The 22,367-nt window shown below is 71.3% G+C and carries 21 protein-coding genes and 1 pseudogene; 11 read left to right on the plus strand and 11 right to left on the minus strand.

What is annotated here, in order from left to right:
• Positions 1 to 140 precede the first annotated feature (140 nt).
• From efeO to ACFC79_RS27805, 4 genes are read left to right on the plus strand one after another with little or no spacing between them, the layout of a single operon-like run.
• On the plus strand, positions 141 to 1,277 hold the full coding sequence (gene efeO, locus ACFC79_RS27790; protein ID WP_376245316.1) for an iron uptake system protein EfeO: 1,137 nt from the start codon (positions 141 to 143) through the stop codon (positions 1,275 to 1,277).
• Positions 1,278 to 1,298: 21 nt separating this feature from the next.
• Positions 1,299 to 2,630 (plus strand): iron uptake transporter deferrochelatase/peroxidase subunit, encoded by a 1,332-nt coding sequence (gene efeB, locus ACFC79_RS27795; protein WP_376245319.1) that lies wholly within the window; start codon positions 1,299 to 1,301, stop codon positions 2,628 to 2,630.
• 58 nt (positions 2,631 to 2,688) lie between these two features.
• The gene (efeU, locus tag ACFC79_RS27800) at positions 2,689 to 3,675 is read left to right on the plus strand and encodes an iron uptake transporter permease EfeU (protein ID WP_376245322.1); all 987 of its coding nucleotides are present in this window, start codon (positions 2,689 to 2,691) and stop codon (positions 3,673 to 3,675) included.
• Positions 3,608 to 4,540 (plus strand): hypothetical protein, encoded by a 933-nt coding sequence (locus tag ACFC79_RS27805; RefSeq protein WP_376245324.1) that lies wholly within the window; start codon positions 3,608 to 3,610, stop codon positions 4,538 to 4,540. The genes efeU and ACFC79_RS27805 overlap by 68 nt, the downstream gene beginning before the upstream one ends.
• Before the next feature lie 75 nt (positions 4,541 to 4,615).
• Here the strand turns inward: ACFC79_RS27805 and ACFC79_RS27810 are convergent, their stop codons facing one another.
• On the minus strand, positions 4,616 to 5,362 hold the full coding sequence (locus ACFC79_RS27810) for a bifunctional DNA primase/polymerase (RefSeq protein WP_376245327.1): 747 nt from the start codon (positions 5,360 to 5,362) through the stop codon (positions 4,616 to 4,618).
• Between the two features lie 286 nt (positions 5,363 to 5,648).
• Positions 5,649 to 6,320 (minus strand): TetR/AcrR family transcriptional regulator, encoded by a 672-nt coding sequence (locus ACFC79_RS27815; protein ID WP_376245330.1) that lies wholly within the window; start codon positions 6,318 to 6,320, stop codon positions 5,649 to 5,651.
• Between the two features lie 179 nt (positions 6,321 to 6,499).
• Between ACFC79_RS27815 and ddaH the strand changes: the two genes are divergently transcribed.
• Positions 6,500 to 7,369, plus strand: coding sequence for a dimethylargininase (ddaH, locus tag ACFC79_RS27820; RefSeq protein WP_376245333.1), 870 nt, complete (start codon positions 6,500 to 6,502; stop codon positions 7,367 to 7,369).
• 64 nt (positions 7,370 to 7,433) lie between these two features.
• Here ddaH and ACFC79_RS27825 read toward each other — a convergent pair whose 3' ends face one another.
• Positions 7,434 to 8,429 carry a small ribosomal subunit Rsm22 family protein gene (locus ACFC79_RS27825; protein WP_376245336.1) on the minus strand — a complete coding sequence of 332 codons (996 nt, stop codon included), beginning with the start codon at positions 8,427 to 8,429 and terminating at the stop codon, positions 7,434 to 7,436.
• 142 nt (positions 8,430 to 8,571) lie between these two features.
• Between ACFC79_RS27825 and ACFC79_RS27830 the strand changes: the two genes are divergently transcribed.
• A complete protein-coding gene (locus ACFC79_RS27830) occupies positions 8,572 to 9,879 on the plus strand; it encodes a hypothetical protein (RefSeq protein ID WP_376245338.1) in 1,308 nt (435 codons plus the stop codon).
• 70 nt (positions 9,880 to 9,949) lie between these two features.
• Here ACFC79_RS27830 and ACFC79_RS27835 read toward each other — a convergent pair whose 3' ends face one another.
• On the minus strand, positions 9,950 to 11,272 hold the full coding sequence (locus ACFC79_RS27835; RefSeq protein WP_376245341.1) for a multidrug effflux MFS transporter: 1,323 nt from the start codon (positions 11,270 to 11,272) through the stop codon (positions 9,950 to 9,952).
• A gap of 75 nt (positions 11,273 to 11,347) precedes the next feature.
• On the opposite strand from ACFC79_RS27835, the gene ACFC79_RS27840 reads away from it, so the two are divergent.
• Positions 11,348 to 12,370: a Gfo/Idh/MocA family protein gene (locus ACFC79_RS27840; RefSeq protein WP_376245344.1), complete on the plus strand. Its 1,023-nt coding sequence runs from the start codon at positions 11,348 to 11,350 to the stop codon at positions 12,368 to 12,370.
• Between the two features lie 45 nt (positions 12,371 to 12,415).
• Here the strand turns inward: ACFC79_RS27840 and ACFC79_RS27845 are convergent.
• A pseudogene (locus tag ACFC79_RS27845) lies at positions 12,416 to 14,045 on the minus strand (alkaline phosphatase D family protein).
• 289 nt (positions 14,046 to 14,334) lie between these two features.
• On the opposite strand from ACFC79_RS27845, the gene ACFC79_RS27850 reads away from it, so the two are divergent.
• Positions 14,335 to 15,108, plus strand: coding sequence for an SDR family oxidoreductase (locus ACFC79_RS27850; RefSeq protein WP_376245346.1), 774 nt, complete (start codon positions 14,335 to 14,337; stop codon positions 15,106 to 15,108).
• 65 nt (positions 15,109 to 15,173) lie between these two features.
• Positions 15,174 to 16,073 carry a PhzF family phenazine biosynthesis protein gene (locus tag ACFC79_RS27855; protein WP_376245349.1) on the plus strand — a complete coding sequence of 300 codons (900 nt, stop codon included), beginning with the start codon at positions 15,174 to 15,176 and terminating at the stop codon, positions 16,071 to 16,073.
• A gap of 23 nt (positions 16,074 to 16,096) precedes the next feature.
• Here ACFC79_RS27855 and ACFC79_RS27860 read toward each other — a convergent pair whose 3' ends face one another.
• Both ACFC79_RS27860 and ACFC79_RS27865 read right to left on the minus strand, forming a co-directional pair.
• Complete coding sequence (locus ACFC79_RS27860) at positions 16,097 to 17,089, minus strand: NAD-dependent epimerase/dehydratase family protein (protein WP_376245352.1); 993 nt, start codon at positions 17,087 to 17,089, stop codon at positions 16,097 to 16,099.
• Positions 17,086 to 18,156, minus strand: a complete 1,071-nt coding sequence (locus ACFC79_RS27865; RefSeq protein WP_376245355.1) for a ScbA/BarX family gamma-butyrolactone biosynthesis protein — start codon at positions 18,154 to 18,156, stop codon at positions 17,086 to 17,088. The genes ACFC79_RS27860 and ACFC79_RS27865 overlap by 4 nt, the downstream gene beginning before the upstream one ends.
• Before the next feature lie 129 nt (positions 18,157 to 18,285).
• Here ACFC79_RS27865 and ACFC79_RS27870 point away from each other — a divergent pair, with 129 nt between their 5' ends.
• Together ACFC79_RS27870 and ACFC79_RS27875 are read left to right on the plus strand one after the other, a co-directional pair.
• The gene (locus tag ACFC79_RS27870) at positions 18,286 to 18,948 is read left to right on the plus strand and encodes a ScbR family autoregulator-binding transcription factor (RefSeq protein ID WP_376245358.1); all 663 of its coding nucleotides are present in this window, start codon (positions 18,286 to 18,288) and stop codon (positions 18,946 to 18,948) included.
• Between the two features lie 213 nt (positions 18,949 to 19,161).
• On the plus strand, positions 19,162 to 19,527 hold the full coding sequence (locus tag ACFC79_RS27875) for a VOC family protein (protein ID WP_376245361.1): 366 nt from the start codon (positions 19,162 to 19,164) through the stop codon (positions 19,525 to 19,527).
• On the opposite strand, the gene ACFC79_RS27880 is transcribed toward ACFC79_RS27875, so the two are convergent.
• The 4 genes from ACFC79_RS27880 to ACFC79_RS27895 form a co-directional block, all read right to left on the minus strand.
• Positions 19,505 to 20,401, minus strand: coding sequence for a metallophosphoesterase family protein (locus tag ACFC79_RS27880; protein WP_376245363.1), 897 nt, complete (start codon positions 20,399 to 20,401; stop codon positions 19,505 to 19,507). The two genes, ACFC79_RS27875 and ACFC79_RS27880, sit on opposite strands and share 23 nt — an antisense overlap.
• A 358-nt stretch (positions 20,402 to 20,759) precedes the next feature.
• Positions 20,760 to 21,101: a tyrosine-type recombinase/integrase gene (locus ACFC79_RS27885; RefSeq protein WP_376245394.1), complete on the minus strand. Its 342-nt coding sequence runs from the start codon at positions 21,099 to 21,101 to the stop codon at positions 20,760 to 20,762.
• 420 nt (positions 21,102 to 21,521) lie between these two features.
• Entirely contained in the window at positions 21,522 to 22,013 is a 492-nt protein-coding gene (locus ACFC79_RS27890) for a hypothetical protein (RefSeq protein ID WP_376245366.1), read from the minus strand.
• 127 nt (positions 22,014 to 22,140) lie between these two features.
• Complete coding sequence (locus ACFC79_RS27895) at positions 22,141 to 22,266, minus strand: hypothetical protein (RefSeq protein ID WP_376245369.1); 126 nt, start codon at positions 22,264 to 22,266, stop codon at positions 22,141 to 22,143.
• Positions 22,267 to 22,367 lie beyond the last annotated feature (101 nt).

Consider the following 22,367-nt stretch of genomic DNA (forward strand, 5'->3'; position numbering starts at 1 on the left):
TCGTTCCCGTGATGCCGGGATGAGAGGCGAATCACTGCACGGACGGGCATGGGCGAGGTAAGCCTCGGTTAAGTTAGGCACGCCTCACCTGTCTTTGTCCGTTCTTCCCTCCCGTCCCTCTCTTCCTCCGTGGAGCCCGCATGCGAGCCGTTCGTCTCTCCGTCGTCACCGCTGCCACCGCCGTGGCAGCCCTGACCGCCGTCACGGGTTGCGCGCAGAAGAGCGACGGCAAGGGCGACGGCGCCGTGCAGGTCGTCGCGAAGGACGACGCCTGCGAGGTCTCGAAGACGGAGCTGCCGGCCGGTCACGTCGAACTGGCGGTGCAGAACAAGGGGTCCAAGGTCACCGAGGTCTACGTGCTGTTCCCGGACGACCGCATCGTCGCCGAGCGCGAGAACATCGGCCCCGGCACCAAGGCGAACATCACGGCCGAGATCAAGGCCGGTTCGTACGAGATCGCCTGCAAGCCCGGCATGAAGGGCCACGGCATCCGGCAGAAGATCGAGGTCACCGGCGGCAAGGCGGTCAAGCGCAGCCCCGAGATGGACAAGGCGGTCGCGGAATACCGCACCTACGTCCAGGCCCAGGCCGACGAAACGCTGCCGAAGGCCAAGAAGTTCACGGACGCCGTGGCCGCCGGCGACATCGAGACCGCCAAGAAGCTCTACGCCGACTCCCGGCTCGGCTGGGAGCGCACCGAGCCGGTCGCGGAGTCGTTCGGCGACATCGACCCGAAGGTCGACGTCCGCGAGGACGGCCTGGAGGACGGGCAGAAGTGGACCGGCTGGCACCGCCTGGAGAAGGCGCTGTGGCAGGACAAGAAGCTGGGCGCCGAGGAGAAGGCGCTGGCCCCGGCCCTCTACAAGGACCTGCTCGACTGGCAGAAGCGGGTCGGCACCGCCGAGATCACCCCGACGTCGATGGCCAACGGCGCCAAGGAGCTCCTCGACGAGGTCGCCACCGGCAAGGTCACCGGTGAGGAGGAGCGCTACAGCCACACCGACCTCGTCGACTTCAAGGGCAACGTCGAGGGCGCGGAGAAGTCCTACGAGCTGCTGAAGCCGATCGCCTCGAAGAACGACCCGGCGCTGACCGCCTCCCTGGACAAGCAGTTCGCGGCGCTGAACACGCTGCTCGACAAGTACCGCACGGACAAGAGCTCCTACGTGTTCACCTCGTACGAGAAGGTCGGCAAGGAGGACCGCAAGGAGCTGTCGGACGCCGTCAACGCACTGGCCGAGCCGCTGTCCAAGCTCGCCGCCGCGGTGACGAAGTAACCGATGGGAGAGGCACCGGCCATGTCGGACACACCTGAGACACCCGAGACACCCGAGACTTCCGAGACGCCCGACGCACCGGACGGGACGCGCGGCACCGCCGTCGGGCGTTCCGCGTCCACCGGTCCGGCTCCGTCCCGCCGGGCGCTGCTCGGCTGGGGCGGCGCCGGGCTGGCGCTCGGTGCGGTCGCGGCCGGTGGCGCGGTGGCCGCGCTGCGGCCGGAGAGCGACGCGGTACCGGCCGCCGACAGCGGTGCGGCCGTGCCGTTCCACGGTCCGCACCAGGCCGGCATAGCCACCGCCGTCCAGGACCGGCTGCACTTCGCCGCGTTCGACGTGACGACGAAGGACCGCGCCGAACTCGTCGCGCTGCTCAAGGAGTGGACGCGGGCGGCCGAGCGGATGACGGCCGGTCACGCGGTCGGTGACGGGGCGTACGGCGGGCTCGCCGAGGCCCCGCCGGACGACACCGGCGAGGCACTGGGGCTCAAGCCGTCCCGGCTCACGCTCACCATCGGCTTCGGTCCCTCGCTCTTCGCCAAGGGCCGGTTCGGGCTGGAGGACCGGCGCCCCGAGGCCCTGATCGACCTGCCGAAGTTCCCCGGCGACAACCTCGAAGCGGCCCGCAGCGGCGGCGACCTGTGCGTCCAGGCGTGTGCGGACGATCCGCAGGTGGCGGTGCACGCCATCCGCAACCTGGCGAGGATCGGCATGGGACGTGCCGCGATCCGCTGGTCCCAGCTGGGCTTCGGCAAGACGTCCTCGACCACGCCCGACGCCCAGACCCCGCGCAACATGATGGGCTTCAAGGACGGCACCCGGAACATCTCCGGCACCGACGGCGCGGCCCTGGACAAGCACGTCTGGGTGAGCGAGAAGGACGGTGCCGGCTGGATGGCCGGGGGGTCTTACCTGGTGGCCCGGCGCATCCGGATGCACATCGAGACCTGGGACCGCGCCCCGCTCCAGGAGCAGGAGGACGTCTTCGGCCGCGACAAGGGCGAGGGCGCCCCGGTCGGCAAGTCCAAGGAGCGCGACGAGCCGTTCCTGAAGGCGATGCTGCCGACCGCCCACGTCCGGCTCGCCCACCCGGACAGCAACGGCGGGGCGACGATCCTGCGCCGCGGGTACTCGTTCACCGACGGCACGGACGGCCTCGGCCGACTCGACGCCGGGCTGTTCTTCATCGCCTACCAGCGCGACGCCCGCACGGGCTTCATCCCGGTGCAACGCCTCCTCGCGGCACACGACGCGCTCAACGAGTACATCCAGCACGTGGGTTCGGCGCACTTCGCGGTCCCGCCGGGCGTCCGTGACAAGGACGACTGGTGGGGCCGGGCGCTGTTCTCGTAGCGGGCCGGTCATTGCCGTCCCTGCCACGGGACTCGAAGCGGAACAGGAGAACCGAGACGTGTTCAGCAACTTCCTCATCGGCCTGCGCGAGGGTCTGGAGGCCAGCCTCGTCGTCTGCATCCTCATCGCCTATCTGGTGAAGACGGGCAACAGGCACAGGCTGGTACCGATCTGGATCGGCGTCGCCATCGCCGTCGTCGTCAGCCTGGCGTTCGGCGCGGGCCTCGAATTCGGCTCCCAGGAGATGACCTTCAAGGCGCAGGAGGCGCTCGGCGGTTCGCTGTCGATCATCTCGGTCGGCCTGGTCACCTGGATGGTGTTCTGGATGCGGCGCACCGCGCGGCACCTGAAGACGGAGCTGCACGGCAAGCTGGACGAGGCGCTCGCGATGGGGACCGGGGCTCTGGTCGCCACGGCGCTCCTCGCGGTCGGCCGGGAGGGCCTGGAGACCTCGCTGTTCGTGTGGCGCGCGGTGCACGCGGCGGACGACGGCTGGCACCCGATGATCGGCGCGTTCCTCGGGATCGCCGCCGCCGTCGTGCTGGGCTGGCTGTTCTACCGGGGCGCGCTCAGGATCAACCTGTCGAAGTTCTTCACCTGGACGGGCGGCATGCTGGTGGTCGTTGCCGCGGGTGTCCTCGCGTACGGCGTCCACGACCTGCAGGAGGCCGAGTTCATCGGCGGACTGCACAACCAGGCATTCGACATCAGCTCCACGATTCCGCCGGACAGCTGGTACGGCACGCTGCTGAAGGGCACGTTCAACTTCCAGCCGGACCCGACCGTCCTCCAGATCACGGTGTGGGCGTTGTATCTGATCCCCACCCTCGCACTGTTCCTCTCCCCGGTAGGGTTCGGACGGTCAGGGGGCCCGGCATCGGGGGCCACGGATCAGAAGGCGCGGAAAGCAACTGATGAGAAGCCTGAGGCCGATTCGGCCGGCGACGGGGCTCGCGGCGGCGGCGACGGTGCTGTGCGTGACGGCGAGCGGGTGCGTGACGGTGCACGGCGAGCTGGAAGTGGTACCGGCGGCGACCGCGGCTGAGGCCGCACAGGCCCTGAAGGACTTCACCACCGCGTACAACGCGGCGGACAAGGCATACGACCCGGCCCTGGACGCGGACCTGGTCACCGGTCCGCTCGGCGCGATCAACCAGGCCGGGCTGAAGGCGCGGCAGAAGAGCAGCCCCGAGGGCAACAAGGACCACTCGCCGTTGGCGCTGACCGACGCGAACTACCTCATCCCGAAGAAGGCGGGCTGGCCGCGCTGGTTCGTGGCGGACACGGAGTCGAACCGCGACGAGGACGGCGGGAAGCTGGACACCCGCTGGCTGGTCGTCTTCGTCAAATCGGCTCCCGGCGCGGGCTGGCGGGCCGCCTATCTGTCGGTCGTCGCCCCGGGGCAGCTGCGCGCCGTCGCGAAGGACGCCGACGGACGGGCCCGGCCGGTGGCGGCGGACAGCACCGAACTGGCCGTGGCCCCGGAGGACCTGGGCACCCACTACACGGAATTCCTCCAGAAGGGCACCCCGGACGTCTTCGCCCCCGGCTCCGCCACCTCGGGCTGGCGCGAGACGCGCCGCACCACCCGGCGGCCCGGCTTCTCGTACCAGTACGTCGACCAGCCGATGGACACCGGCACGTTCGCACCGCTCGGCCTGGAGACGGAGGACGGCGGTGCGCTCGTCTTCTTCAGCAGCAAGCACTTCGAGCGGCAGACCGCGGCCCAGGGGCTGCGTCCCCCGCTCAACGCGGACGTGGAGGCGCTGCTGACCGGCGAGGTGAAGTCGACCCTGACCAAGGAGCGGGTCTCCGGTCAGCTGGTGTACGTCCCGAGGAAGGGCGCGGGCGACGGCAAGGTGGTCGTGCTGAACCGGCTGCCGGGCCTGACGTCGGCGAAGGGCGAGTGACCCGGACCTCGGCGGCGGCCGGACGGCTCCGCCGGCCGGCCCGGGCCGTGCCCCCGAACCTGCGTCGTACGGCCCTCAGCGGCTCAGCGGCCACGCCACCGAGCCATGGTCCAGATCGCTCTGGTCCGCGGTGTCCGCGTACTGCGCGCAGGCGTCGGTGAGTGTCTCCAGCAGCGTCAGCGGATCGGGCAGCGGGTGCTCCGGCCCCCGTACCCATCGCACGTCCAGCTCACCGGGGAGCCTGGCCGGCGGCAGGAGTACGTAGCTGCCCCGGCAGTGCCAGCGCATCCCCGGATGTTCGTCCATGGTCTCGGGGTGGCAGTCCAGCTCGCAGGGCCACCACTCGTCCTCGTCCTCGGGGGTGCCGCGGGTGGCGGTGAAGAAGAGCATCCGGTCGTCGCCGGAGCGGGCGACGGGGCCGACGTCGACGCCTGCGGCGAGAAGGCGTTCCAGGGCCTGCTCCCCCGCGGGAAGCGGCACGTCGAGGACGTCGTGGATCATGCCGGTCGCGGTGATGAAGTTGGCCTGCGGCTGGTTGCGGGCCCAGCGCTCGATCTGGGCGCGGTCGGTGGTGGACTGGGTCTGCCAGGCGAAGGAGACCGGGTGCCGGGCGGGGGTGGGACAGCCGATGCGTTCGCACGAACACCGGTAGCCGACCGGGTGGGCGGCGGGCGCGATGGGCATTCCGGCTTCCGCGACGGCCAGGAGCTGCTCCTCCCTCGCGCTGTCGTCGACCTCGTCCTGCTGCGGTTTGGGTCGGCGGCGGAGCCATTGGGAAATCTTGCTCGCTGAGCCGCGATTACGGCCGAAATCGACGCCCATCTATCCCCTCACCTCGGTATTGCCTGCCCCCATGGTCCCACCATCCTGCGCCTCAGGTGGCCGGAGTCCCGAAGCGGGGTGCGGAAGGGGCTCCGCCGAGCGGCGCCCCAGGGCACTTCCTGTCAGGAAATGACAGGTAAGGGCTGTCCCGTAATCCCTGGCGGGCGCGCGACGACAGGTGCGGCACCTCGCCGCGTTGTCGGAACGTCCGCATACATCCAGTATGCGGACACCCCTCCGCCCTGCGATGCACCACATCTGACGCCGCGCACCGGTCCACCACGGATTACGGGACAGCCCTTGGGCCCGAGGGATGCGCGAGGCCGCGCAGGGCATGGTCGACGAGCGCGTCCGCGTAGGCGTGGGTCAGCGGGAGCGTACGCAGCAGCCAGCGGTGGGTGAGCGGGCCGACGAGGAGTTCCAGGGCGATCCGTACGTCGATGTCGGCGCGTACCCGGCCGGCCTCCCGGGCGGCGCGCAGCCGTGCGGCGTACAGCAGGAGACCGGGTTCGAGCAGTTGCTGGACGAAGGCGGCACCGAGTTCCGCGTCGATGATCCCCTCGGCGGCCAGGGCCCTGGTCGGCGCCTCGAAGGCGGGGTCGGTCAGCTCGTCGACGGTGGCCCGCATGACGGCCCTGAGATCGGCCGCGAGGTCCCCGGTGTCCGGGATCTCCGGCGGAAGACCTGGTGCGCCGTCCCCGCCGCTCCCCGTCCCGTCCCCGCCGTCCCGCCGGGCGGCGCGCTCGGAGCGGGCGACGAACGCCTCCAGGAGGACGGCCGCCTTGGACGGCCACCACCGGTAGATCGTCTGCTTGCCGACGCCCGCCCGGGCGGCGATGGCCTCGACGGTGGTCGCGCGGTAGCCGACCTCGCCCACCAGGGCGAGCGCCGCGTCGTGGATGGCGCGGCGGGAACGCTCGCTGCGCCGGCCCGCGTCGGGGGAACGCCTGTCTGCCATGGCTGCCGATCTGTGGACGGATACGCGTCGATACGTATCGTCCCACCCCGGGATCCCCCGTACGGAACCACCCGATCGGATCAATGCGCACCACCCCGGGAAGGCGGACCATGGGCTCACCGCACACGCCCGTGCGATGTCCCCGGCAGGCGACCCCTGCGTTTCGTGAGGAGCCTTCATTGCCCACGAACCACCCGGCCAGCACCCCTCGTCACGGCGCTCCGCGCCCCGCCCCCCGTCGTCGGGCCACGCCCCGTCGTTACCTGATGTGCCCTCCGGACCACTTCCGGGTGACGTACTCCATCAACCCGTGGATGGACCCCGGCAAGCCCGTGGACCTTCCGCTGGCGCGGACGCAGTGGGAGGACCTGCGGGACCGCTACCGGGCCCTCGGGCACACCGTGGAGCTGCTCACGCCCCGTCCCGACCTGCCCGACATGGTGTTCGCCGCCAACGGCGCCACCGTCGTCGACGGCCGGGTGCTGGGCGCGCGGTTCGCCTACCGGGAACGCTTCGAGGAGTCCGCCGCCCACCTCTCGTGGTTCCGGGCCCACGGTTTCACCGCGATCCACGAACCGGCCCATGTCAACGAGGGCGAGGGCGACTTCGCGGTCACCGCGTCGTATCTGCTGGCCGGGCGGGGTTTCCGGTCGAGTCCGCTGTCGCACGGCGAGGCGCAGGAGTTCTTCGGCCGCCCGGTGGTCGGGCTCGATCTGGTGGACCCGCGCTACTACCACCTGGACACCGCCCTGTCCGTGCTCGACGAGGCGGGCGACGAGATCATGTACTACCCGGACGCCTTCTCCCCGGGCAGCCGGGCGGTGCTGGCGAGGCTGTTCCCGGACGCGTTGATCGCCGAGGAGGCGGACGCGGCGGCACTCGGCCTGAACGCGGTGAGCGACGGCCTCCACGTACTGCTGCCGCAGGCCGCCACGGGGCTGTTCGCGCCCTTGCGGGCGCGCGGTTTCGAGCCGGTGCCGATGGATCTGGGCGAGCTGCTGAAGGGGGGCGGCAGCGTGAAGTGCTGCACGCAGGAGCTGCGCGGCTGATCCCCTGATTCCGGCGGGGCCGGGCGGCCCGCACCCCGGTCGGGGGTGCGGGCCGCGGAAGCCCTCAGTCGGTTCCGTCCGGTGGCCAGGCGTCGCCCCACGCGGCGTCCCGGGCGGCCCGGTAGAGCTCACCGTGCCGTTTGGTGACCGTGGACCGCCGCAGCCCCTCGTCCCGGGTGCACAGGTCCAGCAGCACCTGTCCCTTGCGGATCTGCGGCTTGCGGGTGATCCGCTCCCTGGCGGGCCGCACCGGGAACCGGGTGCCGACGACGTAGCTGAACTTCTCGTCCTCGTACGGCAGCGAACCACCCTTGACCTGCCGGTGCAGCGAGGACCGGCTGACCCGGGCCGAGAAGTGGCACCAGTCCGTGCCCGGTTCGATGGGGCAGGTGCCGTCGTGCGGGCAGGGTGCGGCGATCGTCAGCCCCGCGGCGATCAGCCGGTCGCGCGCCTCGATGATCCGGGCGTAGCCGTCGGGTGTGCCCGGCTCGACGACCACGACCGCCCGCGCCGCGGCCGCGGCGGCGTCGATCAGGCCGGTGCGGACCTGTTCGGTAAGTTCGTTGAGCACGTAGGAAACGGTGATCAGGTCCGTGGGGGCGAGGTCGAGGTCCGCGCCGATCCGGGCCCGGCGCCATTCGGCGGCGCGCAGGTCGGGGCTGCCGGAGGCCGCGGCCAGCTCGCGGCCGAGGGCGAGGGCGGGCTCGGCCCAGTCCAGGACGGTCGTCCGCGTCCCCTCCCAGGCCCCCGCCACGGCCCAGCTCGCCGCTCCCGTGCCGCCGCCGACGTCGGTGTGCGTGGCGGGCGCCCAGTCCGGCGCGGCCGCCCGGAGCGCGGTGAGGGCGGCGCGTACCGCCTCGAAGGTCGCGGGCATCCGGTACGCGGCGTAGGCCGCGACGTCGGAGCGGTCGCGGAGCACCGGGGCGTGGGTGGGAGTGGTGCCCCGGTAGTTGGCTATGAGCCGGTCGACGGCCTGGGCGGCCTGCTTGGGCGGGAGCCCGTCGAGCAGTCCGGCCAGTGCCGTGCGCAGGACTTCCGCGGTGGGGATGGTGGCATTCACCGACGAATTGTAGGCGGAGGTGACGAACCGGCCCACGGCCGGAGAACGGCTGGGAACGGCAGTGCTCATGAACTGCCACGAGCGCTACGCGTGTTGCTACGCTGACGGCCGCGAGGTCGGGATTTGCCCATCGAGGGACACCATGAGACAGAAGATCGTGCGCCTGGTTCTGGTCGGCGGAGTGCTCGTGCTCGCCATGCTCCTGCTGCTCGCCACGTGCGGGAGCGGTGAGAAGAGCGCCAAGAAGTCGGCGAAGCAGGTGAGGACGAGCGCGACGCCGGTGACCCAGCTGACCGTCCCCAACGCGTTCGAGACAAAGCACGGCTGGGAACTGGTCGGCACCTCGCCCGATTACGCGATCTCCCGGTCGACGGGTCGCCTCGCCTACATCGCGCGGGTCTCGGACACCAAGTACCAGCTGCGGACCATCGACTCGGAGACCGGGGAGGCCGGCTGGCACGGGGAGAACTGGCGGCCCCCGGCCCCGCAGAACTTCCCGAGGCTGCTGACGGTCACCGCGGGCGACCAGGAGTACTTCGTGACCTGGTCGTACGGAAAGGTCGGCGAGAACGCGCTGACCCCCGCCGACACGATCGTCTCGATGGACATCTACGGCGTGCAGGACGGTTCCCGGCGGCGCGTCGAGGTGCCGTGGACCTCCGTGCCCACGGTCTCCGCCAGTGGCCCGGCCGTCCTCATCAACGACGGCCGGACGAACAGCGCGGTGGTCGACCCGGTGACCGGCCGGGTGTCGCAGATCGCCGCGGCCCAGCTGAAGTACCCGAAGGGCTGCGCCGACTGCAAGCAGCTCACGGAGGTGCGCGGGCTGGCGCAGAAGGGCCTGCTGCTCAGCGGCGCCAAGGAGTTCTGGGTGCAGGACGGCTGGTTCAGCCGCAACGTCGCCCCCAAGGGCACCGACCGCGTCAGCGGGATCCCGACGTCGGTGATCCCGGGTCTGGTGCTCGCCAAGTGGCAGCTGGAGAAGAAGGCGAAGCACGCCGCCACCCACGACCTGTGGACCGTGCACGACCTGGAGACGGGCAAGGCGCTGGCCTCCGTGGAGTGCAGCAAGCCCGCGATCAAGCCGGGCCAGTACCCGCAGCTCGTCTCCGCGCCCTCGGGAGGCTTCCTGGTGGCCGGGCCGCTCGCCTTCGACCTGGTGACGAAGCGGGGCTTCTGCTTCGAGGGCACGGAGGGAGCGAAGCCGCTGACCCTGGTGTCGGTGAACGACGAGGGCATCGCGTACGGCGCGGCGAACGCGCGCAACGCGGGGGACGTCCTGGCCGGCGGCGGCACTCCCGTCGCGGTCGCGGTGCGGAGCGGCTCGACGGGGGCCCTGCCCTCGAACGTGCGGCTTCCGGGCGCAGTGACCTCGGACGGCGTCGGCCTGTTCCGCTGGGTCGACGAGAAGGACCGCCCGCATCTGATCGGGTACCCGGCCGCACGCTGACATGGGACGCCCCCCCCGGAATTCGCCGGGTGCGCGGGGCGTCTCACGTCGTGGCACCGGGGCGGGCCGGTCAGGCGGCTCGCTGCCAGGGCCGGCACATCCCCAGGAAGCAGGCCATCGCACCCAGCCCGCACACGAGTTGGACGACGGCCATCGGGACCGCCGTCCGTTCGCCCGCGATCCCGACGAGCGGCGAGGCGATGGCCCCGACCAGGAACGACGAGGTGCCGAGCAGCGCGGAGGCGGAACCGGCGGCGTGCTTGGTGCGCATCAGGGCCTGCGCGTTGGTGTTCGGCATCGCGAGCCCCATCGCCGACATCAGCACGAAGAGCCCGGCCGCGACCGGGACCAGGCCGACGTCCCCGACGATCCCGGACGTCATGACCAGCAGCGCGGTCGCGGCCAGCACGATGACCGTCAGGCCGAAGCCGAGCGCCTTGTCCAGGCTGACCCGGCCGACCAGCAGCCTGCCGTTGATCTGGCCGACCGCGACCAGTCCGACCGAGTTGACGCCGAAGAGCAGGCTGAACGTCTGGGGCGAGGCCCCGTAGATCTCCTGCATGACGAACGGCGAGGCGCTCACGTACGAGAAGAGGACGGCGAAGGCGAGGCTGCCCGCGATCATGTAGCCGGTGAAGACCCGGTCGGCGAGCAGGCCGCGCATGGTGCGCAGCGCGTCGCCGATGCCCCCGGTGTGCCGGTCCTCGGCCGGCAGGGTCTCGTGCAGCCACTTCCAGACCACGAGGGTGAGCAGCAGGCCGACGACGGCGAGGACGGCGAAGATGCCCCGCCAGTCGGTGAAGCGCAGCACCTGCCCGCCGATCAGGGGTGCGACGACCGGTGCGACGCCGGAGATCAGCATCAGGGTGGAGAAGAACTTGGCCATGGCGACGCCGTCGTACAGGTCGCGCACCACGGCACGGGCGATGACGATGCCCGCCGCGCCGGCCAGCCCCTGGAGGAGGCGGAAGGCGATGAGGAATTCCGCGGTGGGGGCGAAGACGCAGATCACGGTGGCGAGGACGTAGACGATCATGCCGAGGAGCAGGGGCTTGCGCCTCCCCCAGCGGTCGCTCATCGGCCCGACGACGACCTGCCCGAGTGCCATGCCGGTGAGGCATGCGGTGAGGGTGAGCTGGACGGTCGCCGCGGGGGCGTGCAGAGACTCGGTGACCGCGGGCAGCGCCGGGAGGTACATGTCCATGGAGAGCGGCGGCAATGCGGTGAGGCCGCCGAGTACCAGGGTGACGAAGAGGCCGGTGCGCCGTGTCGCCCCGGTCGTCGGTGGGGTCCCGGGGAGTGCCCCGGCTGCCGCGCCGTTCCCGGCTTCACCCCCGGTGATCGATATGTCCGCCTTGTCCGTCTGGGCCCGACTCGGGCCGCTCTCCGCCATTCTCATCTCCATGTAGTTGAATCCGCTTCTATGCTCTCAGCTCAGCCGCACTGGTCGAGACCTTCGGGAGCAGGCATGACAGGCACGGATGGGGTTCTGCGTTGGGGTGTACTGGCGACCGGTGGTATCGCCGCGACGTTCACCGAGGACCTGCGGGCACTGCCGGACGCGGAGGTGGTGGCCGTCGCGTCCCGCACGCGCGCTTCGGCCGAGGCGTTCGCCGAGCGGTTCCGGATACCCCGGGCACACGGTGACTGGGCCTCGCTCGCCGCCGACGAGGAGGTCGACGTGGTGTACGTCGCGACACCGCACTCGGCGCACCGGGAGGCCGCCGCGCTCTGCCTGGAGGCCGGAAAGCACGTGCTGTGCGAGAAGGCGTTCACGCTCAACGCGCGGGAGGCGGAGGAGCTGGTGGGGCTCGCCCGGGAGCGCGGTCTGTTCCTGATGGAGGGCATGTGGATGTACCTCAACCCGGTCATCCGGCGCATGACGGAGCTGGTGCGGGACGGCGCCGTCGGTGAGATCCGCACCGTGCAGGCGGATTTCGGCCTCGCGGGCCCCTTCGGCCCCGGACACCGGCTGCGCGACCCGGCGCTGGGCGGGGGCGCGCTGCTGGACCTCGGGGTGTATCCGGTGTCGTTCGCCCATCTGCTGCTGGGCGAGCCGGACCGGGTGCAGGCCGACGCACTGCTCTCCCCCGAGGGCGTCGACCTGAACACGGCGATGCTGCTGGGCTGGTCGGAGGCCGGGGCCTCGGCGCTGCTGAACTGTTCGATCGTCGCGGACACTCCGTTGACCGCGGCGGTCACGGGCACGAGGGGACGGATCGACTTCCCACGCGGCTTCTTCTACCCGGAACGGTTCGTCCTGCACCGGGAGGGGCGCGAGCCGGAGGAGTTCACCGCGGGCGCGGCGGACGGGACGGGCCCGGGGCTGCGCGGGATGCAGTTCGAACAGGCCGAGGTGGCACGGGCGTTGCGGGCGGGTGAGACGGAGTCGCCGCTGGTGCCACTGGACGGTTCCCTCGCGGTGATGCGGACGCTCGACGCGGTGCGCGACCGCATCGGCGTCCGTTACCCGGCCGACGGAATCGGCTGACGGGACCGCACCGCGAGGTACCGGCGACGGGGAACGGGGCGGCCGCTACGCGGGCGTGAGGCCCTGGTTCCCCACCTCGGTGACGAACGATCCTGCGGTCGCGACGGGCGCGCCGGGCGTGGTGACGGCCGACACCGTGCGGAAGTCGGCACGCGCCCGCTCGCGGCCCAGGGTGACGAGTACGTAGCCGCGCCGGCCGTTGAAGAACTTCAGGTGCGGGTTGGCCCGCATCAGGTTGTCCCAGCTGCCCGGCCTGTCCGAGCCGTCCTTGCCGCTGGTGAGGGACGTGGCGACGATCTCGGTGCCCAGGGTGCGGGACGCCGGGTCGTCGAAGTCCTTCTTCAGGTCGAAGCCGTAGTGCACGTGCACATCGCCGGTCAGCACCATCAGGTTGTCGACCCCGGCGGCCTCGGCGCCCTTCAGGATCCGTTCCCGGGAGGCGGGGTAGCCGTCCCACGCGTCCATCGACAGCTTGAAGGCGTCGGTGGGGACGTCCCGCCGCTGGGCGAGCACGACCTGCTGGGGCACCACGTTCCACAGGGACCGCGAGGCGCGCCAGCCGTCCAGCAGCCAGCGCTCCTGGGTGGCACCGGTCATGGTGCGCGAGGGGTCCTCGGACTCCGGTCCGGGCTTCTGCCAGCCGTCCCCGTACGCCTGGTCGCTGCGGTACTGACGGGTGTCGAGGATGTCGAACTGGGCGAGGGTGCCGAAGTGCAGGCGCCGGTAGAGCTTCATGTCCGGGCCGGCCGGGCGCTGCGGGGTGCGCAGCGGCTGGTTCTCCCAGTAGGCCCGGTAGGCGGCGGCGCGGCGCAGCAGGAACTCCTCCGGCGGCACGTCGTTCTCGGGGGTGCCGCCCGCGTAGTTGTTCTCGGTCTCGTGGTCGTCCCAGGTGACGACGAAGGGGTGCGCGGCGTGGGCGGCGATCAGATCGGGGTCGGACTTGTAGAGGCCGTACCGCAGCCGGTAGTCCTCCAGCGTGACCGTCTCGCGGTTGAAGTGGGCGGGCAGCCTGCGGCTGGTGTCGTTGCGGGCGCCGCCGGTCGCGTTGACGGCGTACTCGTAGAGGTAGTCGCCGAGGTGGAAGACGGCGTCCACGTCCTCGTCGGCGAGGTGCTTGTACGCGGTGAAGTAGCCGTCGTGGTACGCCTGGCAGGAGACCGCGGCGAGGGTCAGGCTGCTGTTGCGGGCGCCGCGGGCGGGCGCGGTGCGGGTGCGGCCGACGGGGCTGGTCCAACTCCCGGTGCGGAAGCGGTAGTAGAGGACGCGGTCGGCCTCCAGGCCCCTGACCTCGACGTGGACGCTGTGGTCGAACTCCGGGTGGGCGGTGGCCGTGCCGCGCCGGACGACGCGGGAGAAGCGTTCGTCGCGGGCGAGTTCCCATCCGACCTGGACCCGGGCCCGGGGCAGTCCGCTGCCCGTCTCGTAGGGGCGGGGGGGCGAGTCTCGTCCACAGCAGGACCGAGCCGGGCAGCGGGTCGCCGGAGGCGACACCGAGGGTGAACGGATTCTCCTTGATCTTGCGCACGTCCAGTTCGGCGGCGCTCGCGGCGCCGGCGGCCGGCAGGTTGACCGAGAAGGCGAGCGCGGCGGCGGCACCGGTGACGGTCAGGAAGCGGCGGCGTCCGACGTTACGGGCGGCGTCCCGCATGTCCTGCTGGTGAGATGAGTGCGTCATCTGTCCCTCCCCTGGCTGATGGTGTGCCCGGCAAGTGCACCGGGCCGGCCCGTCGCACGGCTGTCGTGTACGCGACGCAGCGGCATCGCGCGGATGAGTAATGCGGCGGGAACGGATTCGCGGGGCAAAGCACGCATAGGCGTCGACGAGCATGATTGTGGCCGGTGGTCCCGCCCGTGTGCCGGAATCACGGACCCGCACCGGGACTTGACCGCGCCTTGACCTCGTCCGGGCGTGTCCTCGCGCGTACCGGTGTCCGGTCGAACGGAAGCGCGTACGCTGCGACGCCATGAACGACACGTCGAACGGGCCCTCTTCGCGGACGGCGGTGGTGACGGGCGCCGGTTCCGGTATCGGCCGCGCGGTGGCACTCGCCCTGGCCGGCGCGGGCTGGTCGGTGGCGCTCGCGGGGCGGCGTCCGGACCCGCTCGCCGAAACGGCCGCGCTGGCCGGGGAGGCCGCCCGGGTGATCGCCGTCCCCGCCGACGTGTCGCGTACCGAGGACGTGGATGCGCTGTTCGCCTCGGTGCGGGAGCACTTCGGCCGTCTCGATCTGCTCTTCAACAACGCGGGGGCCTTCGGTCCGCGTTCCGTCCCGGTCGAGGACCTCGCCGTCGCGGACTGGCGCGCGGTGGTGGATGTGAACGTGACGGGCGCGTTCCTGTGCGCGCAGGCCGCCTACCGGCTGATGAAGGCCCAGGAGCCGCAGGGCGGCCGGATCATCAACAACGGTTCGGTCTCCGCCCACGCCCCGCGTCCGCACTCGGTCGCCTACACCACGACCAAGCACGCCGTGACGGGCCTGACGAAGTCGCTGTCGCTGGACGGCCGCCCCCACCGGATCGCGTGCGGGCAGATCGACATCGGCAACGCGGCCACGGACATGACGCGGGCGATGTCCACCGGTGTCCTCCAGGCCGACGGCGAGGTGGCGGTGGAGCCGGTGATGGCGGTCGAGGACGTGGCGCGGACGGTGCTGCTCATGGCGGAGCTGCCGTTGGAGGCGAACATGCAGTTCGCGACGGTCCTGGCGACGGCGATGCCGTACGTGGGCCGCGGCTGACGGCGCCCCACCCGGTCGGCGGACCGGCGGGAATGGACCGGGACCCGGTTCGGTTGACCTGCGGCATGAGTCAGAATCCACGCACCGAGGTGCTGCGTTACACCGCGTTCTCCGCCGATCCGGAGGGCGGCAATCCCGCGGGCGTCGTCCTCGACGCGTCCGGTCTCGACGACGCGGCGATGCTCGCCGTCGCGGCGGATCTCGGCTACAGCGAGACGGCGTTCGTCACCGGACGGGCCGAGCCGGGCGACGCGGAACTGCCGGGCGAGGCGGGGCGGCCCGCCTCCCCGGCGTACACCGTCCGCTACTTCAGCCCGCGGGCCGAGGTGCCGTTCTGCGGCCACGCCACGGTGGCGACGGCCATCGCGCTCGCCGAACGCGACGGTCCCGGCGATCTCCTCTTCCGCACCGCCGCGGGGCCGGTCCCGGTCACCGTCACCCGGCAGGGCGCCGAACTCCGCGCCACGCTCACCAGTGTCGAACCCCGGGTCACGGACATCGCCCCGGACGACGTGGCGGAGGCACTCGCCGCGCTGGACTGGCCGGCCGCCGACCTGGACCCGGGGCTGCCGCCGCGGATCGCCTTCGCGGGCGCCCGCCACCTGGTGCTGGCCGCCGGGAGCCGGGAGCGCCTGGCCGGCCTCCACTACGACTTCGCACGCCTCGAAGCCCTGATGCACCGGCTCGACCTGACCACCGTGCACCTGGTGTGGCGGGCGTCGGGGTCCGTCTTCCACGTCCGGAACCCGTTCCCGGTGGGCGGCGTGGTCGAGGACCCGGCCACGGGTGCGGCGGCGGCCGCGTTCGGCGCGTACGCCCGCGCCCTCGGCCTCGTCCCGGAGACCGCGGTCCTCACCCTGCACCAGGGCGAGGACATGGGCCGCCCCGGCACCCTCACCGTCGAACTGCGGGCGGGCGACCCCCGCGTGCGGGTCGGCGGAACCGGCACCCGGATCACGGGCTGACAGCGGCTCCGGGCCCCGGTCCGTCAGCGGCCCGGGGCCGCGGCGCCCGTCGCGCCACCGGCCGCGGCACGGCGCGCGGAGTCCAGGTACTGCCGGTACCAGGGGGCGTGCCGGGCGAACCCGGAGGTGAAGCCCTCGCCGGGCTCCCAGCCGAAGTCGCGGCCGACCCGTTCGTCGGTGAACCAGTGGTCCGCGGTGAGCATGTCGAGATGGTGCAGCGCGCGGGGCACGTCGGCGAACCGTGCCCGTGCCTCCGCCGCATCGATCCCCGCCCCCGCCAGGGGCAGCCGCAGCTCGTCGACGACCGTGGCCAGCAGCTGTGAACAGCCCACCGGTTCGGGATGGTTGACGTGGTAGATCCCGGACGGTCCCACCGGGGAAAGGGCGGCGCCCAGCAGCGCCCGTCCCAGTGCCCCCGCCTCGATCATCGAGTGCCGCGCCTCGCAGCCGGTCACCCCGGCCGAGAGCATGCAGAGCAGCCCGACCAGTCCGGGCACGGCCCAGCGGTCCCCCGCCCCGTACACGATGTGCGGGCGCACGACGACGCCTCCGGCCGCGAGGACGTGTTCCTCCGCGGCGGCGCGGCTCGCGCTTGTCGCGGAGGCCGGGGCGAGGGCGGCCCCACCGGGCCGGAGTCGGGTGAACGGGCCGCGCCCGTAGACGGATGCCGTGCTCAGCTGGACGATCCGGGGGACGCCGCAGCGGACGGCCTCCTCGACCAGCGCCCGAGTTCCTTGATCATTAACGGACCGGGCAGTCGGTTCGTCACCGCCGATCGCGGAGGCGCAGTGGATCACCGCGTCGACGCCCTCGCAGCAGCCGCGCAGCGTCGCCGGGTCCGCGAGGTCGCCGTGCACCGTCTCGATCCCGGGTCCGCCGTCCGCGGCGAACTGCGGGGCGAGGGCGGTCCGATGGGTCATCAGCCGCAGCCGGGGACCGCCCGCCGCGCGGGCTGCCGCCACCACGTGCCCGCCGATGAATCCGGATGCGCCGGTGACGAGTACGCGCGAGGTCACGACTGCCCGTCCGGCCGGTGCGGCTGCCGCGCGCACTCCGCCGGGACCGGCGAAGCGTGGTGCGCGCGGGCGGGGACGGGCGCCGGGGATTCGAGGGTGCAGCGGAAGGCGGGCCGGTCGTCCTGGGTCGCCGTGACGCACACCGCGATCATGTCCGGGTCCTCGGAGGGGAGTTGCTGTGCCTCGATCCAGCAGGGGCGGTCGAGTTCCACGTAGCGCAGGAAATCGGTCCTGGCCGACGTCGGGAGGAAGGCGCGACCGGGGGAGACGGCGACGGCCGCCTGGCGGGCCGCCTCCAGCAGCACGATGCCCGGCACATGGTCGTTGGGCCGGGCGAACAGGGTCGGGTGCCCGGTGTCCAGCCGCAGTTGCCAAACGTTTCGCCTCGTACCGGGCGCCAGAACCACATCGCGCTCGTCGGCCCGGCCCACCGCGGACGGCGGGACGGCGGGCAGCAAGGGTATCGGCACACCCGCGTCCGGCCGGCGGCCGCCGCGCAGCCTGCCGTACGCCTCGGCCGAGGCGCAGCTGATGCGCCCGCCGCCCCGGGCGAGGACGGTGCCGAACCGGTGCAGGAGCAGTTCGACGTGCATGGACCCGATGCTCTTGCGCACCCGCTTGATCCGGGAGCAGGTGACGTCCACCGTGATGTCCCAGGGCTCGTCGCCGAGCAGCAGTTGGCCGGGGTCGGCGACGTACGCCAGCTCCCACATCACGAACTGGTCCCCGAACGGGACGCCGAACGCCGCGTGCCCCAGCAGCATCGTCGTCTGCCGCATGGTCTCCGCGATCAGCAACGGGTCCTGGTGCCGGCCCGCCACCGGTGCGAAGAACCGGTGCGCGCGCGGCCAGCGGGCCGATACCGAGAACTGCGTGTCGGTCTGCGGGGTCCAGCCGGTGGGGAAGACATCCTGCGCGTCGCGCCGGTGGACCAGACGCGCCAGCAGGTCCGCCTCCGCCTGTCTCCCTCTGGGACCCGTCCCGTCAACTCCGCGTACGGCGACGGATTCGAAGGCCCCGACGCCCTCGGCCGGGGCCGAGACGCTGTTCGAGGTGAGTTGAACCATGAATCTTCCTCCCAGAGGATCCATACCGGGAGGGCAGTCGGCCTCCGCAGTAAGATACTGACAGTCCGGTTTTCCTATCCAGCCATATCGGGTGCTGACCACGCCACGGCTGAGAGAGACTTGTAGCTGATGGCACAGCAGGCGCGCGCGATCCAGACCCGACGGTCGATCCTGGTGGCAGCCGCCGCCGTCTTCGATGAACGTGGCTACAGCAGCGCCACCATCAGTGAAATCCTCGCCCGTGCCGGTGTCACCAAGGGTGCGCTCTACTTCCACTTCACGTCGAAGGAAGACCTCGCGCTCGGCGTGATGGACGTCCAGCTGGACGGCAACCCGCTCCCGCCGCAGCTGACGAAGCTTCAGGAACTCGTCGACCAGGGCATGTTGCTCTCCTACCGGCTCCGCCACGAACCGCTGGTACGCGCCAGCGTCGGACTGGCCATGGACCAGGCCGTGGAGGGACTGGACCGAGGCACCCCGTTCCGTGCCTGGATAGACAGGCTCGAACATCTGCTGAAAGCCGCGAAGGAACAGGGCGAACTGCTGCCGCACGTCAAGCCCCGCGAGACTGCGGAAATGCTCGCCGGCTCCTTCTCGGGCATCCAGGTCATGTCCCAGGCGCTGTGCAAGCGCGAGGACTTGGGGCATCGCATCTCGGTCCTTCTGCATTTCGTGCTGCCGAGCATCTCGACGCCGTCCGTGCTGGCCACGCTCGACATGGCCGAGGACCGCGGCGAGCGGCTGTTCGGTGCCCTCGACACGGTACCCAGTCGGGCCGGCGCCACCGGCTGACGCCTCCGGGCCGGTGCGTCGGCACCGACGGCCCGGCCCGTGCGGACAGTATGTTCACCGGGCCCGTGCGGACGGTAGGTTCGGCGGGACCGTTCGACGAACCCGAGCGGGGAACACGCCGGCGCCCCGCTTCACGTCGATTGCGCCGCCGTCGGCGGACCAGGACGCGGCACCCGGCGAACCCCGCGGCAGAACCCGCGACAGGAGCAGCTGATGGCCGTCCGCAGGATCGTCCCCAACATCCTTACGAGCACCGCCGATCCGGCGGCCGCGATGGAGCGGAGCGCGGAGTTCTACGGCCTGCTGGGCCTCCGGGAGGTCATGAACCACGGCTGGATCATGACACTCGCCTCCCCCGCCCACCCGTCGGTCCAGCTCAGCGTCATGGGCGCGGACGCGACCGCACCGGTGGCTCCGGACCTGAGTCTGGAGGTGGACGACGTGGACGCGGTCCACGCCGCCCTGGTGGAGAGCGGCGCGGAGATCGTCCACCCCTTGCAGGACGAGGAGTGGGGGGTGCGCCGCTTCTTCGTCCGCGACCCCGACGGCCGTGTGATCAACGTGCTGAGCCACCGCTGACCGGCCTCGCCCCGGGGGCGGCGCCGTCGTACGGGAGGATGCGCCGCAGCAGCCCCTTGGGGTGGCCCCGCTTGCGCCACTCCCGCGGGTAGCCGATGGAGACCTCCTCGAAGCGCACTCCGTCGTACCAGGTCGTCCGGGGGATGTGCAGGTGGCCGTAGACCACGGCCGCCACGTTGAAGCGCCGGTGCCAGTCGGCGGTGAGTTCCGTGCCGCACCACTGGGCGAACTCGGGATACGTCAGGACGTCCATCGGCTGCCGGACCAGGGACCAGTGGCCGGCGAGGACCAGCGGAACCTGCGGATCGTGTGCGGCCAGGCGCTGTTCCGTCTCCGCCACCCGGGCCCTGCACCAGTCGTCACGGCCGGGGTACGGGTCGGGCTGGAGCAGGTACTCGTCGGTGCACACCACCCCCGTCCGGTGGGCGTACGCCAGGGACTCCTCCTTGGTCGTGGTGCCGGGAGCCCGGAAGGTGTAGTCGTACAGCGTGAACACGGGGGCCACGGCCACCGGTCCCCCGGCGCCGGTCCACAGCGGGTACGGGTCCTGCGGAGTGGTCACCCCGATGCTCCGGCACAGCTCGACCAGGTACTCGTACCGCTCCTGGCCCCGCAGCCGGACCGCGTCGCCGTTGACGGTCCACAGCTCGTGGTTCCCCGGCGTCCAGATCACCCGGGAGAACCGGTCCGCGAGCAGCCGCAGCCCCCATTCCACGTCCTCGGCCTGCTCGGCGACGTCACCGGCGACGATGAGCCAGTCGTCGTCCGTCTCCGGTCGCAGGGACTCGACGATGGGGCGGTTGTCCGCGATCCCGACGTGTAGGTCGCTCACCGCGAACAAGGACCCGCGGTGTACATCGGCACGCTCGGACATGAAGAACCCTTCCCAGGAGACAACTGCACAAGATCGTGCCTCATGAAAGGGCGCGGCGCAGCCGGCCACGGGCATCGGCGCCCCACCGCCCCGGGCGGCCGCCCGCCGTCTCGACGCCGGGCGCCCGTCTCCGCTTCCTGTGCCGAACCCGCACGTGCGGCATGCGGCTCCGCGAGCGACCCGGTGGGAATCGCCGAAGTCAGGTGATACGGCCTTCCGTCCCCTTGCGGGGCGGAGGCGGCAGACGAGTCGGGCTGTACGCCGGGTTCTGTTCCGCTCAGGGAGCGATCACGCTCTGACCTGCATATTTACGGGAATCCGGCGGCTGGTCCAGCCCTCTGGGACTTCTCAGGGACTTTCAGCCGAGATCGGTGAGCCACGCCTCGATCGCGGACAGTCCCCGCGCGCCGGCCTGCGGCATGAAGTGAGTGTACGTCCGGAGTGTGAACGCCGGATCGGAGTGCCCCAGCCACTTCGCGAGCCAGACGATCGACTCACCGGCTTCGAGCATCACCGAGGCGTACGTGTGGCGCAGGACGTGGAAGCCGTGCTCGCGGCTCGGCTTCCATACGCGCGACGGCTTCTCGCCCGGCTGCCGCTCGGGCAGCGGCGGGATGACTCCCACCTCAGCGAGCGCCGGCTTCCACGCCTTGGTGTTCCAGGTGGTGCGGTTGATCGCACCGCGCCGCCCGGTGTACACGAGCAACGGGACGGTAACCTTGCGCCGGTCCTCGCGTGCGAGGTTGGGCTCCTCGGGGTCCAGCCACGGCAGGGTGACGTGATCGGTTCGAAGCGTTCCTGGTGGGTGAGGAGCCGCTTCGCGAGCACCTTCGGCAGAGGCACGTCACGCTCCTTGCCGCCCTTGGGCGGGCCGAAGTACAGCCGCGACTTGTACATGAGGATCTGGCGCTCGACGTGCACGAAGTCGCCGTGGACGTCGTTGGGACTGAAGCCGAACACCTCACCCTGTCGGAGCCCGCATCCGACGCCGAGGTCGAGCGCGATCTGGTAGCGGTCGGCGAGCGCCTCCCGTACGACGTCGACACGATCCTGCTCCCAGGCGCGAGCCTTGCGCTCCGGTTTCTTCGGCGGCTTGATCGAGCTGTTGCCCTTGCACGGGTTACGGTAGAGCCGCTTGTCCTCGACCGCGGCCTGCATGATCGCCTTGAGGTACACCCACGCGACATAAGCCGTGCTCGACGCCACCGCCCTCTGATACGTCGGCCGACCACTTGCGCAGCTCCGCGACACCGATGTCCCTGAGCGCCAGGTCTCCAAGCTGCGGCAGCACCTGCCCCCAGATTCGGTGCCTCATGCTTTCCAGGGTCTGAGCAGGATGCACCTGGGACGGCCACCAGTGTTTCTCGACGTACTCACGAAGGCTGATCGCACCGTCTCGCGCGTCGACGAATTCCCCTCGCCGCGCGTCGGTCTGCGCCTCGGCCGGCCACGCCTTGGCGTCCGCGACCGTGTCGAAAGACCTGTCGCGGACCCCTGGTATCCCCTTGACCCGATAGCGCGTGCACTTGCCCCACAGAGCAGTGCGTTCGCGCTTGCCCGTCTCCTTGTTCGGTCGCTTCTTGAGCCACCGGTCCTCGATGTATCCCGCCATACCCGTCCTGCCCTCGGCTTCGCTTTGCTTCTCTCGACGCGATCTGTGTCGCGATCAGACACACAGACGATCGCCGTGCGCATGAAATTCCGAGTCCTGCTGAACTCCTCAGACCTGTATTCCCAGGTCAGGCAGCACGGCGACGCTCACGCTGCTGCGGGGCCTTGTTCAACGGGTTGAGGGCCGGGTTCGACCGCGAGTCCGCCTTCTGCTGCTCACTGAGCCACGCATCGAGCAGATCCCGGCGGTACATGACCCTTTGAGGTTCCCCCGAGATGCGGGGAAAGGTGACAGCAGGTCAGATGGGTTTCATGAGAGGAGCCCAGACGATGCCTGCCCCGAGGAAATATCCGC

The organism is Streptomyces sp. NPDC056061, from assembly GCF_042266885.1.
GTDB lineage: Bacteria > Actinomycetota > Actinomycetes > Streptomycetales > Streptomycetaceae > Streptomyces.